Source organism: Acinetobacter sp. YH12068_T (assembly GCF_024606005.1).
Classification (GTDB): domain Bacteria; phylum Pseudomonadota; class Gammaproteobacteria; order Pseudomonadales; family Moraxellaceae; genus Acinetobacter; species Acinetobacter amyesii.
Map to the genome: position 1 here is coordinate 2,220,231 of NZ_CP094555.1, position 14,067 is coordinate 2,234,297.

Here is a 14,067-nt window from a genome sequence, read left to right on the forward strand (position 1 = left end):
TTTTTTATGGCTATATTTTAATAAAAGTAGAATAAAAATTGTTCCGTTGATGAGGTGCAAGATGCAGATCATCTTTATCCATGGCATGAATCAACAGCAACAAACTGCACGTTCGCTCGAACAGCATTGGCTTGCACTGTTGTCTCAAGGCTTAAAGCAAAGCCATCAAGAGACTTTTTTATCGTATATACAGCACCATATGCGCATGCCTTTTTATGGGGACTTACTCACGCGTTATCATTTGCAGAATATGCTTCAAGCCAGCACCTTGACGCCTCAAACGTGGCCACATTTTCCGTTTATCCATCATACTGAACTCCCAGAAAAATCACCAAAAGTACTTGAGCATCACGCTGTACAAAATAATCTACCTGACATCACCCTCAATGATGCTATTGGATTAAGCTAATCATTCAAATCGATCACTGCACTTGGCAAAGATCTTGCCCTACGCGATTTTGCAGTTTTAATGAATTATTTCCCAAAATTACATGCCACACTTTTGCATAAATTTTTGGTCGAAACTTATCTCTATTTATCCAATCCACACTTTATTCAGGCAGTTCACACCCGTCTGCATGAGCAATTACATCAAACGAAACCCACCCTGTTGATTGCACATTCGCTAGGTAGCGTGATTGCGTATCATTTTTTACTGTTACATCCTGAACTCAACATACAGCGCTTTATCACCTTGGGCTCACCTTTGGCTTTTCGTGTCATCCAAGCCCACTTACCTCAGCCTTTACAGCGACCTGATGCAATTTCAGGCGATTGGTTAAACTTTTATTCACATGATGATTTTCTCAGCGCTTTTCCGCTGAGTCAGGCACCATTTGATTTTCAACCCGCCATTATTAACCAGCAAATTCAGACATCGATTGAACACCCACACGATATTGCTGGATATTTAACGCATCCAGAAGTTATTGCTACAATCTTACAAGTGTTGAAAAAATCGACATAAATAATGTATTTTTCAAACATTTTTAGCAAATTGTTTTAATTTTATGCACTCAACAACAAAAACTGAATTTATTTATAGAAAAGCGTTTGACACCCCCCAATTTTCACCCTAATATACGCCCACCTCTGAAACGTCCCTATCGTCTAGAGGCCTAGGACATCGCCCTTTCACGGCGGTAACCGGGGTTCGAATCCCCGTAGGGACGCCAATTTTCAGAAGTACATTTTATTAAGTCCCTATCGTCTAGAGGCCTAGGACATCGCCCTTTCACGGCGGTAACCGGGGTTCGAATCCCCGTAGGGACGCCATTATTTAGTCTAAAAACTTAGACTAAAATAAACGGTTTTAAAATTTGCTTTCTGTACTGTCCCTATCGTCTAGAGGCCTAGGACATCGCCCTTTCACGGCGGTAACCGGGGTTCGAATCCCCGTAGGGACGCCATATTCGAGTTGGTTTTAACCACTCATTAAAAAGCTCAAGCATTACGACTTGGGCTTTTTTATTGCCTTAATTTCTAAATATTTCTTTTAAAAGTTTTGAATCATAAATGGCCTTAGGGGCAATCACCTGCTCATTTAGCGGAATATTTTGACCATAGCGCTGCCGCATTAGGCGCTGCACTTCATATTGTTTTAAATCAAATTGTTTCAGTTGTTGTAATGGAGAAAGTTCGATTCCTAAAGCATGCTGATAAGCTTTCCAAACAATTTCAGAACAGTAAATTGCACGGTCATCCCATTCAAAATATATATCATAGGGTTTGCCCAAATACCTTTCTGCATTTTGTACCAGCGTCGTTTTCTGCTGCACATTTAAGGGTTGTTTGAGCCTTTTTACGACATAGTGAGCATTCTCCCCACGCGCGATCCATTTATTTAAAGTGGTGTATTGCACAGGTTGAATGGCTTCAAGCACCCACGTTTGGTTATTTTTATTTACGATCATGCCCATGTGACTATAGGGCGAATGTGTGGCCTTTTGAATGCTTAAACTTTGTTGTGACTTTGAGATATGAAAAATAATATCTCCCGTCTGAAATACGTACTGGGCATAGAGAGCAGAACTGAGCCCCGAAAGAATGACCGTTAATATTAAAATTTTAGACATTTTTATTGTAAGCAATATTGATATGAATGAAGGCAACCATAACATGGATGTATGCCGATTGCCCTTATTCTAATAATTCAATGATTGATTAAGCCGACTTACGTGAATTGACTTGCCCTTTAATGACCGCGGTTAAATTTCCTTTGAGATATTTAAAAAACACTTTTAACGGTGAAAGTTTAGGATTTGGCTGTTTGCCTTCACCAATCGATTTAAACTGAGCGGCGTACCAAATAATTTCCATAATCGCCATTTTATCAATCATTGGTATGCCAGTTTTAATTTTGTCTACGCCGTAACGAACATCCTGCCCCGACAATAAACGATCAGCCAAATCGACTTCTACAGCGAAAGGACGTGCAATACCAATAAAATCACAAGCTCCACTGTCTAGTGCAGCATTCATGCCTTGCACGGTTCTAAACCCACCGGTAACCATTAACGCGCATTTCACTTCTTTACGGATATTGTCCGCAAAATCGAGGAAATAAGCTTCACGAGTAATGGTACTGGCTTTACGTTTTTCTTCTTTAGCACCCGCCATCGCTGGCGCTTCATAGGAACCGCCCGAGATTTCAATCATATCAATCCCTGCGGCATCTATTGCTTTAAAGACCTCAATCACATCTGCTTCGCTAATTCCGCCGCGTTGGAAATCAGCAGAGTTGAGTTTGACCGAAATGATAAAATCATCGGTCGTCGCTGCACGAACTGCCTTATAGATTTCAAGCAAAAAGCGCATGCGATTTTCATTTGAACCACCCCACTGATCTTGACGTTTATTAGTCAGTGGCGACAAGAACTGACTAATTAAATAACCATGCGCACCATGCAATTGCACGCCTTCGAAGCCTGCCTTTTCACAAATGTGTGCAGCACGTGCAAAACGCTGAATGATATCTAAAATTTCATCTTCACGAAGTTCGCGCGGTGTGCCAAATGTTGTAGCTAACATCGGGCTAAATGGCACAGCAGATGGTGCAACCGTTTCTTTATTTAAACCTTTAGGACATTGGCGGCCAGGATGTGAAAGTTGAACCAATTGCACCATGCCGTGCTTCTTGCCTAGCTCAGCCCACTGTGTTAACTGTGCTAAATCACGCTCAGTTTCAGCGACAACAACCCCCGGCTCATTTTTAGCACGGAAATCCACCATGACATTACCGGTAATGGCACAGCCTAAACCACCCTTCGCCCAAGCTTCATATAATCCAAAATGTAAGTGATTGGGTTGGCCTGCGGTATTGGCCAATGCTTCACTCATTGCACCTTTAATGATGCGATTTTTAAATGTGGTATTACGAATTTTAAAGCTTTCAGCTAAATGGCTCATGGCAATGTCCAAAATGAAATAACAAGTCCTGAGTATTTACTCTAATTATTATTTTCTAAAGGTCAAGGATATTTTGACAATGACACTTGTCAAAATATCCATAAGTTTGATTTTAGTATTGGCTGGCTTCAATTAATTTACGGGTATAGTCCGTTTGTGGTCGCACAAATAGATCTGCGGTGTCTTGAAATTCCATGACTTTGGCATGGCGCAGTACCAACACTTTTTGACACAGGGCTTTGACCACGTGTAAATCGTGACTAATAAATAAATAACTCATATTAAATTCTTGCTGCAAACGCCGTAGTAGCTTCACAATGGCTTTTTGTGTCGTCCGATCTAGTGCCGATGTGGGTTCATCGAGTATCAATAATTTAGGACGTAAAACCAGCGCACGTGCCAAGGCAACTCGCTGTCGTTGCCCACCGGATAACTCATGCGGATAACGCTGCTTAAACGAGCTGGCTAATTCAACTTTCTGCAAAGCTTCATCTATACGCTGTACAATTTCATTTGCAGATAAATGCTGTAAGGCCAAACCTTCGCCAATGGTTTGCTCTACATTGAGCCGTGGATTTAAACTACTGAATGGATCTTGAAAGACGATTTGAAATTCACGGCGTAAGGGTCTGAGCTGTTTTTCTGAAAGTTGATTGATGGCGTGTTGATTTAACATAATTTCGCCATCACTTTCTATGAGCCGAGCAATAGCCAATGCTAGGGAGCTTTTCCCAGAACCACTCTCTCCAACAATACCGATCGACTCACCTTCAGCCACTATTAAATCCAAAGCTTCTACCGCAATGACATAATTTTTGATGCGGTTCAATAAACCTTGTTTGACTGGAAACTTCACTCCTAACTGGCGTAATTCTAAAAGTGTTTGCGTTTGCGAAACCTGTATTGCTACACCAAAATCATGGTCTAATAAATTTTTGGTATACGCCTGCTTCGGCTGCTCAAAAATTTCCTGAACACCACCTTGCTCCACCACTTGTCCACGATTCATCACAATCACATGTTCAGCATAGCGCTTGACCAAATTCAGGTCATGGCTGATTAATATCATCGCCATATTACGCTGCTGTTGTAGCGACTTTAATAAATTTAAGATTTGCGCTTGCAAAGTGACATCTAAAGCCGTGGTTGGCTCATCAGCGATTAAAATATCAGGATCTAAGGCCAATGCCATAGCAATCATGACACGTTGTCGCTGCCCGCCTGATAACTCATGTGGATAGCGTCTTAATTTATCTTCAGCATCCGGAATACCCACATCATTTAATAATTCTATAACCCTCTGTCGTGTTTTTGCCTTCGACCAACCCTGTAACAACAGTGACTCACCAACAATCTTTTCCACACGATGTAAGGGATTTAAGGCCGTCATCGGCTCTTGAAAAATCATGGCAATTTTCTGTCCACGAATGTTTCGGTGCTGCTCAGGACTCAGTCCAAGAATATTTTGTCCATTCAGGCTGACGCTGCCTGTGACCTGCAGATCACTTGGCAACAAACCGAGTATAGCTAGGCTGCTAATCGATTTACCTGAACCGCTTTCTCCAACAATGGCTAACGTTTCACCTGCATGCAATTTAAAATTCAGGTCTTCAACCAAGACCTGTGCTGCATGTGAAATATGTAAATGTTCAACCGCTAATACGATGGGAGGTACATTAACTTGATGATTATTGACGTCTAGGATCGAATGCATCACGTGTCGCCTCCCCAATGTAAATCAATAAAGACAGCACGATCGCTAAGGTAAAGAATCCCGACAAGGCCAACCATGGTGCATTCAGATTATTTTTCCCTTGAAGCAATAACTCACCTAATGACGCTGCATCAGGCGGTAAGCCATAACCTAAGAAATCTAAGGCTGTGAGTGCCGTAATATTTGCCGTAAGCATGAAAGGTAGCTGTGACAAACTCGAACTCATCGCATTTGGTAAGATATGCCGAAACATAATCGTACTATCTGTAACGCCAAGACTCCGTGCTGCACGTACATAGTCAAAATTACGCGCCCGTAAAAACTCTGCACGAACCAAGCCAACTAAGGTGGGCCAACCAAACAACAGCATAATGACAAAGAGCCAATACACACTCGGCGTAAACATGCTGACCAAAATCATCACCATGAATAGCATCGGGAGTCCACCCCAGACTTCCAAAATTCGTTGACCAATGAGGTCCAGCCAGCCACCATAATAGCCCTGTATCGCCCCAACGATGATGCCCAATATGGCTGAAGCGAAGGTTAATGCAAAGCCAAACAGGAGCGACACACGTAATCCATATAAAATACGTGCGAGCACATCACGTCCTTGGTCATCGGTACCGAGCCAATTTTGTGCAGTCGGTGCAGATGGTACAGGTACAGCCAGTTCTAAATTTGGTGTTTGATAGGAAAATTGAATCAGTGGCCATACCGCCCAACCTTTATCTTCAATCAGTTGCTGAACAACAGGATCTTTATAATCTGCCTCAGTTTCAAATACCCCACCGAAAGCGGTTTCTGGATAACTTTTCAATACGGGCACATATAAAGAATCATCGTATTTAACCAAGAGCGGTTTATCATTGGCAATAAACTCGACAGCTAGGGACAATATAAAAATCAGGGCAAAGCTGATAAAGCATGTAAAGCCTAATTTATTTTCTTTAAAACGTTGAAAACGCGCTTGCATGATTGGAGACATTATTTTGCCCCCTGCGAATCAAAATTAATTCGTGGATCAATCATTTGATACATGACATCGCTGATTAATCTTAAGATCAGCCCTATCAAGGTAAAAATAAACAAGGTGCCAAAAATGACTGGATAATCGCGCTGTACGATGGCTTCAAACCCCAACAATCCCAGACCATCTAAATTGAAAATAATTTCAATAAATAGATTTCCCACAAAGAAGATGCCGATCAAGGCTTCTGGCAGACCAGCAATGACAATGAGCATTGCATTACGAAATACATGCCCATACAGCACACGTGATTCGGTCAAACCTTTAGAACGAGCAGCAAGAACATATTGCTTATTTAATTCTTCCATAAAAGAGTATTTGGTCAGATAAGTTAAGCCAGCGAAACCACCAATTACCATAGCAAACAAAGGCAACACCATATGCCAAAAATAATCTGCAATTTTGCCAAATACACTTAACTCAGCAAAATTCTCTGAAACTAAACCTTGTAGAGGAAACCACTGAAAATATGAACCACCTGCAAAAAAGACAATGAGTAAAATGGCAAAGGCAAAAGCAGGAATGGCGTAGCCGATAGCCAATAAAATAGACGTACTTTTATCAAATAACAGACCATGTTGACGGGCTTTTTTAATGCCTAAAGGAATAGACACCATATAGATCAGCAAGGTACTCCATAAGCCAAGGGATAAGGATACAGGCAGCTTTTCCCAAAGCAGCTGAGTCACAGACTTATCTTTAAAAAAACTGGTACCAAAATCTAGCGTTACATAGCCCTTTAACATGAGCCAAAAACGTTCGAATAATGGTTTATCGAAACCATATTGTGCCTCGATTTTTGCCACCATTTCTTCACTTAAGCCTTTGGCACCTTGATATTTGATGCTAGACGTTGCCGTTTCGCCACCGCTCGTTGTCCCAATACCCTGAAAAGCTTCGGCTTGCTGAATTGCTTGCTCAACTGGCCCACCCGGAGCAAGCTGAATTACCACAAAGTTAATCAATAAAATGAAAAACAACGTCGGAATAATCAGGAGCAAACGCTTTAATATATATGTGCCCATGTTGCTTTCACATTCCTAGTCATTCAGGTGTATTTATTGCTGCCGTAGATATTGTGTTATTTGCTTGGCTTTAGCTGCATCACTCCACCAATAGTCAATCCCTACAGAAAGTTTAGGTTTGACATAAGGTTGCTTATACATATGCCAATAGGCAAACCAGTTTTCACTTTGCCCAAACATTGGAATTTGATAATAACCCGCTCTAAGCAGGCGGTCTAAAACACGCGTACAAATAATCAATTCCTCCCGATTTGGAGCATTGATCACCTGTTGAATGAGCTGATCTATTACAGGATTTTTAATCCCTGCGTAATTATAATTACCCACTTGGTCAGCTGCTTGACTGCCCCAAAGTTGAGCTTGCTCACCCGCTGGAGTGAGCGATTGAGGCATTTCATCCACGATCATATCAAAGTCAATATTTCGCATCCGCTCGGTGTATTGCGGTCCATCGACTTGTCGTAATAACACCTGAATACCTAAACGTTTCAAATTTCGTATAAATGGCATTAAGGTTCGCTGCAAAGCTTGTTGCTGAATCAAAAGTTCAAATTTCACAAGCCGAGATTTTGCATCCACCAATCTGCCGTCTTGATAACGATAACCCGCATTCAATAACAGTTGGCGTGCATGCAGCAGATTTTTTCGATTAAATCCACTGCCATCAGAAACGGGATATTGCCAATTGGATAAGACCCCCTGTCTTTGAATAGGATCAAGTTGCGATAACATCGGTTTTAAAATATCCAACTCTTGGATAGAGGGTTTCCCCTTCGCTTCTAGCACACTATTACTAAAATAACTCTGCAAACGCTGATACTGCCCATAAAATAATGCTTTATTTTGCCATTCAAAATCATAAGCATAGGTTAACGCTTGTCGAAAGCGAATATCACTAAATGGCGCACGACGAGTATTAAATACGAGACTTTTTGTAGGAATCGGTCGTTCATGTTTAAAGCGATATTTGACAATTTTACCGTCTTTAAAAGCAGGAAAATTGTACGCTCCCACCCAATTTCGTGCAGTCTTTTCCTCATATAACGTAAATTGACCTGCTTTAAAGCCTTCAAAGGCAATGTCAGGACTGCGGTAATATACATATTTCAGATGGTTAAAATTATATCGACCACGATTAACAGCTAAGTTCTGCCCCCAATACTCAGGATTGCGCTTGTAGCGAATACTCCTACCTGCATCGATCGTCTCAATCGTGTAAGGGCCTGAGCCTAATATGGGCTGCAATGTAATTTGAGTAAAATCTTTTTTTGCCCAATCTTTTTTGGAATAAATCGGCATTTGCGCCAAAATCATGGGCATATCAGTATTATGACCAGATTTAAAACTCATCCTCACCTGATATTTAGATAAAACATCTGTTTTGTCCAAATCCGCTAAGTACATTTGTAGACCGGGATTTGATTTAGTTTGAAAGGTATCAAAACTAAATTTAACGTCTTCAGCAGTGAGTTCAGAACCATCACTAAACCGTGCTTTTGGGTTTAAATGAAAAATAACAAAATTAGTTTTTTTCGGGTCAAATGTCACCTTTTCGGCAAGCAATGGATACATCACACCCGGTTCATCTAAAGATGAACTCATCAAGCTATCAAAAAGATAATTGATACCTTCAACAGAACGCCCTTTTCCATTCATGCTGTTTAAATTATCAAAACTCCCAATACTCGAGGTCGTGATATATCCCCCTTTATTGGCAAGAGGATTGGCATAGGGCATTGCCTGTAATTGATGATATTGAGGGCTACTATGTATGGCAAGAAAAGGCGTGGTCTGCAACGCAGCCCACGCCCCTGTTGAAAGTATGCTCAAAGTCACACCAAACACGTAACGCGAAGTTGAAGCAGAATACATTCAACTTAACTCCTTAATGTTTGGACTCAGTTTGGTACTTTAATGACTTCACCAATACGTAACTGAGCAGACGGTTGTATATCATTCATTTCAGCAAGTTTTGATGTATCAAGTCCATAACGGCTTGCTAAACCAATCAATGTATCGCCGCGTTTAATACGGTATTCACTGATAGTTTTAGGGACTTGTAAATTTTGACCGACACGCAGTCCTGCACGGGGGTTCAAGTTATTTAATTCAGCCAATGCTGCCACAGTTAAACCTGTCCGACTAGCAATCGAATTTAAAGACTCGCCTGATTTCACAGTATAGCTTTCAGTATTTGTTGGTTTCACATTGCTCGTAGAGGATTTAGCTTCCGTTTTTTTGGTTTCAGTTGCTTTACTAGCTACATCAGCAGGTAGTTCACCATCTACTTTTAAACGCTGCCCTACACGAATCGCACTATTGGTATTTAGGCCATTTAATTCAGCTAAATAACGTAATTGAAGATGATATTTCTTCGCAATCACACCCAATGTTTCACCTGATTTCACCACATGAATATCGGTCGCATCAACAGAATTCGTTCGTGTATTGGTTTTGCTTTCAATTTTGGTCGCCTCAGTTTTGGTTTCTACTTTAACCGGTGCGACATCACCTGTTAATTTTAATTTCTGCCCAACGCGTAGACCAGAACTACGCTCTATACCATTTAAATTTGCGACATAGTCCATGCCTAAATCATAGCGACTAGCAATGCCTGTCAGTGTATCGCCAGACTGCACCACATATGTATCCGGAACAGTTGAACTTGCAGGAACTTTAATGCTTTGCCCAGCCATCAGCCCACTATTTACCGACATATCATTTAGACTCGCCAATTCTGACAAACTGATTTTTGACCGCGTCGCAATACTGTAAAGCGTATCACCACGCTGCACTTTATAGCTTTCAACTTTATACGCAGGATCAACTTTGACATTTTCAATGCGATTCACGACTTTGCTTTCGAGCTTCTCAACTTCTGCTACAGCTTGTAATGGCACATTAATTTTTTGCCCCACCATCAAGCTACTGCCAGCCGTTAAACCAGTTGTTAAATCTGCCAACTCTTGATTTGACAGCGCATAACGATCTGCAATGAGTTTTAGATATTCACCACGTTTTACCGTGTAGGATTTGGTTTGAACTTTTGCAGATTTTTCGACAACTTGAGCGGCTTTCTTGTCAGCTTCCAATTTTGCTTTCGATGCAGGCGTTTCTTTTAGGGATAATTTCTGCCCAACATATAAACCACTCGTGGTGGTTAAACCATTGTAGTCGGCGAGTTGCTTCGTACTTAAACCAAATTGACTCGCAACAGCTGTAAGACTGTCATTTGCTTTCACCACATAGCTATCTGCGATAGGCTTAGCTTTCGATTCTTCATTATTTTGCACAATCGGTTTCGCATCATATAAATAGATGGTCGTACCGACATACAAGGTCGAATCTGGCGAAATTTGGTTCCAAGCTGCAATATCACGCCAATTCACGCCATTTTTCATCGCGATCAACGCTAATGTGTCGCCCGCCAAAACTGTATAAGTACTGCGTTTACCTTTAGGTGGTACAACTACAATTTCAGAATCTGTACGAATGACATTTTTACCTTGGTTGCGTTTGGCTTCTTCGGAATCTGCACCTGTATTTTCAGCCACGCTTTTCGGGTAAGAGAATCCTTTCGTCAGTTCTTTACCTTGTTGGTCTGCAATTGACTGACTGGTCTGAATCGCAGTTAACTTAATCTTACCATCGTAAGGATCCACAATTTCAGTGCCCTTCGGCGCAATAGCTTTAATTTCCTGAACGACTTCTTCTTGTTCTGCTTTGGTCGCTACTGGTTTTAATACCTCATCTATTGTTTTGGTCTCACCTTCAGCTTTAATAGCCGCCATGATTTGCTCACGCTCATTTGCGCTGAGTGGTGGCTCGACAGACACGGCTTTCACAGGCGTCGAAGGTGTTACAGCGACTGGAATACGCGGCGCACTTGGAATATCACTATTCGATGCAAAAGCAGCCAAAGCAGATGATCCTATTGGCGTTTTGCCTTTCGTTCCTGATGGAACACTCGGTGTTACCGTTGCAGCGACTACAGGTGGTTTGGCAGAAGCTGTCACAGTCGGCTGTGCTGTCAGCGTAGGTGGCGTCACTTTTACAGGCTGAATAGTTTTACTATTTAATTCCGGCGGAGTAACACGTGACGGTGTTATTTCAACATTATTTTTTGGTAAGTTATAAGTTGAATTACTTGCCCAATAACCTGATGAACCACCTGATTGTAATTTTTTCAAACGTGCATCGACTGATGGACTCACATCCGCAGGAATTAAAATCCGCATTGGGCTGCTGCTATCAATCACATCGCCACGATGCCCGGGATTTAGTGCATAAAGTTCTGCACGGCTTAAACCGGTAATAGATGCAATTTCATTTAAATTTGCAGGCCCTACAGCCACTTCACGAAAGTGTGGACGGTTGGCAATTGGCGGTAAACTTACGCCATAAGCACTTGGATTTTTAATAATTTGAGCAACAGCCAAGAAACGTGGGACATAGTTCATGGTTTCTTGGGGCAGTTTTAGTGACCAATAATCCGTTGGCAAACCTGCCGCACGGTTACGGTTAATCGCCTGTTGAATGCGGCCCGGCCCTGCATTATATGCAGCCAAAGCCAATTCCCACGAACCGAACTGGTTATGTAGCGCACCTAAAAACTCATAAGCTGCACGCGTTGATTCCACTACGTCACGACGACCATCATACATTGAGGTTTGTTTTAAGCCGTAAATACGTCCAGTACTTGGAATAAATTGCCATAAGCCCGCTGCGGCTGCACTTGAGGTTGCTGCTGGGTCATAAGAACTTTCAATCACTGGTAATAACGCCAACTCAGTCGGCAAACCACGACGTTCTGCTTCTTTAACCGTGTGATATAAATAACGGGACGCACGCGCACTTAAACGATCAATATATGGTTGACGTGAAATAAACCAACCACGCTGCGCTTCAATTCGCGTATCCCAGTGGTTCAAATCCATTTTGAAACCCACAGTCATACGCTTCCAGACATCACCATGCTTAAGTACTAAAAGGCGATCGCCTTCTACGGCACGCATGTCTGTTGCAGAAAGTAAATCTTCGAGTGAATCTAAACTATTGGCATCGAGAAAGTTTGAGCCAACTTGTTTACTTGCTGAGTTCTGCTTAGTCGTTTGCGATGAAGAACAGCCCGTCAGACCAAGAGCTGCGAGCGCAGAACCCAAGACTGTAAATTTAAAAATTTGTGGTAACGTAGGCTGCCAGACAGTCGCAGTTGATTTATACATAAAAAAATCCAGACAACTCATATAAAATTTATTTTTTAGATATGCCATTGTAGTGAAGCAGAACACAGACACAAGGCGTTAATTTAACGCTATTTCAGTATAAATGTTACAAGAAATTAAAAAAATCGCCAGAAATGGATTTCTCTCTGTCATTTGCGTTATACAATATACGGTTCTGAATGCTTGTTTTTCTCCGGATTTGATTTATGTCTCAAACAATCACGCTTTATGTTGATGGTGCATGTAAAGGCAACCCTGGCTTAGGGGGTTGGGGGGCCTATATCATCCGTGAAACTGGAGAAGAAAAACTCTGCGGCGGCGAAGCTGAAACCACCAATAACCGTATGGAATTGACTGCTGCAATTGAAGGCATTCAACACTGTCCGTCCGATGCAAAACTGATTATTTGGACAGACTCCAACTATGTCAAACAAGGCATAACCGAGTGGATTCATGGTTGGAAAAAGAAAAACTGGAAAGATGTTAAAAATCCAGATTTGTGGAAATTACTGGATGCAACTTGTCAGGGTCGGGAAATTGAATGGAACTGGATTAAAGGGCATGCAGGCCATCCGGGAAATGAAATGGCTGATCAATTGGCCAATCTAGGCGCTGAAAAAACCCTCGAACACATCAAACAAGCGGCATCATCTACAGCTGAAGCACCTAAAAAAAAAGCTGAACCTGACTGGCTATTAAATGATCCGTTTGGACTCGAATTTGCTGATAGCGAGGATGAAGCAGAAGAAATCTCTGCTGAGACAGCTATTGACGCAGAGCAGATTGATGACATTACGATAGAACAACAAGCAACTGACACTGCTTCAACGTTGAATGAAGCTGCCCCTATCCAGTCTAAGCAAGCTGGTGAAATCCATCCAATGATTGTCATTACACCAGCAACAGTTGATGTATCTGGCCCACGACAATTAATTTTGGATACGGAAACTACAGGTTTCTATTTCCAAGATGGCGACCGTATTATTGAAGTCGGTGCAGTGGAAATGATTAACCGCAAACTGACCGGTAGCTCAATTCATATTTATATCAACCCGCAAAAACCTGTCGGTGAATCTGAAAATATTCACGGAATCAGTGATGACTTTCTAAAAGACAAACCACTGTATGCTGAAATTGCTGATGTCTTATTTGACTATCTAAAAGGCGCAGAAATCATTGCGCATAACGCAACCTTCGATATGAACTTCCTTGATATGGAGTTCAAACGTGCCGGTTTTGTGGCCTTATCTGAAGTTTGCGAAGTTACCGATACCTTGGCTATGGCCAAAGCGAAGCATCCAGGCCAGAAAAACTCACTCGATGCATTAGTGCGTCGTTACGAAATTCCACAACGTGACCGTACTTTCCATGGTGCCTTACTCGATGCGGAAATCCTGTCTGACGTATACCTAGCAATGACGGGCGGTCAGGTTTCCTTTGATATCGATGCACTGACCCACTCGCAAAATGAAGATGGTTCGCAAACCCGCGCCGCTGTTGAAATAGAATTACCTGTGATTTTACCTTCAGCAGATGAACTTGAAGCCCATGAGACATGGGTCAAACAATTTGAAGAAAAACATGGTACACCTTGCCTTTTTGCGAAATAAAATCTAAATTTCGTGTTACTTTTTGTATATAAACAATTCTTACATACGCTATAGT

General features: G+C 41.7%; 8 protein-coding genes, 3 tRNA genes and 1 pseudogene. 5 read left to right on the plus strand and 7 right to left on the minus strand.

The window, feature by feature from the left end:
- The first annotated feature begins 61 nt into the window (after window positions 1-61).
- The 4 genes and pseudogenes from MST18_RS10715 to MST18_RS10730 all read left to right on the plus strand — a co-directional run bounded on the left by MST18_RS10715 (window position 62) and on the right by MST18_RS10730 (window position 1,409).
- Window positions 62-967: pseudogene (locus tag MST18_RS10715) on the plus strand (alpha/beta fold hydrolase).
- A gap of 132 nt (window positions 968-1,099) precedes the next feature.
- Window positions 1,100-1,175 (plus strand) — tRNA-Glu (locus MST18_RS10720).
- Window positions 1,176-1,199: 24 nt separating this feature from the next.
- A tRNA-Glu gene (locus tag MST18_RS10725) sits at window positions 1,200-1,275 on the plus strand.
- 58 nt (window positions 1,276-1,333) lie between these two features.
- Window positions 1,334-1,409 (plus strand) — tRNA-Glu (locus MST18_RS10730).
- A gap of 66 nt (window positions 1,410-1,475) precedes the next feature.
- Here MST18_RS10730 and MST18_RS10735 read toward each other — a convergent pair.
- The 7 genes from MST18_RS10735 to MST18_RS10765 all read right to left on the minus strand — a co-directional run bounded on the left by MST18_RS10735 (window position 1,476) and on the right by MST18_RS10765 (window position 12,402).
- Window positions 1,476-2,075 carry a YiiX family permuted papain-like enzyme gene (locus MST18_RS10735; protein ID WP_180133656.1) on the minus strand — a complete coding sequence of 200 codons (600 nt, stop codon included), beginning with the start codon at window positions 2,073-2,075 and terminating at the stop codon, window positions 1,476-1,478.
- Window positions 2,076-2,163: 88 nt separating this feature from the next.
- Window positions 2,164-3,408, minus strand: a complete 1,245-nt coding sequence (locus tag MST18_RS10740; protein WP_180133657.1) for an NADH:flavin oxidoreductase/NADH oxidase family protein — start codon at window positions 3,406-3,408, stop codon at window positions 2,164-2,166.
- 112 nt (window positions 3,409-3,520) lie between these two features.
- Window positions 3,521-5,122, minus strand: coding sequence for an ABC transporter ATP-binding protein (locus MST18_RS10745; RefSeq protein ID WP_180133677.1), 1,602 nt, complete (start codon window positions 5,120-5,122; stop codon window positions 3,521-3,523).
- On the minus strand, window positions 5,097-6,110 hold the full coding sequence (locus MST18_RS10750) for an ABC transporter permease (protein WP_180133658.1): 1,014 nt from the start codon (window positions 6,108-6,110) through the stop codon (window positions 5,097-5,099). The genes MST18_RS10745 and MST18_RS10750 overlap by 26 nt, the downstream gene beginning before the upstream one ends.
- The gene (locus tag MST18_RS10755; protein WP_180133659.1) at window positions 6,110-7,177 is read right to left on the minus strand and encodes a microcin C ABC transporter permease YejB; all 1,068 of its coding nucleotides are present in this window, start codon (window positions 7,175-7,177) and stop codon (window positions 6,110-6,112) included. The genes MST18_RS10750 and MST18_RS10755 overlap by 1 nt, the downstream gene beginning before the upstream one ends.
- Window positions 7,178-7,210: 33 nt before the next feature.
- Window positions 7,211-9,049, minus strand: a complete 1,839-nt coding sequence (locus MST18_RS10760) for an extracellular solute-binding protein (protein WP_180133660.1) — start codon at window positions 9,047-9,049, stop codon at window positions 7,211-7,213.
- Between the two features lie 26 nt (window positions 9,050-9,075).
- Entirely contained in the window at window positions 9,076-12,402 is a 3,327-nt protein-coding gene (locus tag MST18_RS10765) for a LysM peptidoglycan-binding domain-containing protein (RefSeq protein WP_180133661.1), read from the minus strand.
- A 206-nt stretch (window positions 12,403-12,608) separates the two neighbouring features.
- Between MST18_RS10765 and dnaQ the strand changes: the two genes are divergently transcribed.
- Complete coding sequence (gene dnaQ / locus MST18_RS10770) at window positions 12,609-14,012, plus strand: DNA polymerase III subunit epsilon (protein ID WP_180133662.1); 1,404 nt, start codon at window positions 12,609-12,611, stop codon at window positions 14,010-14,012.
- Window positions 14,013-14,067 lie beyond the last annotated feature (55 nt).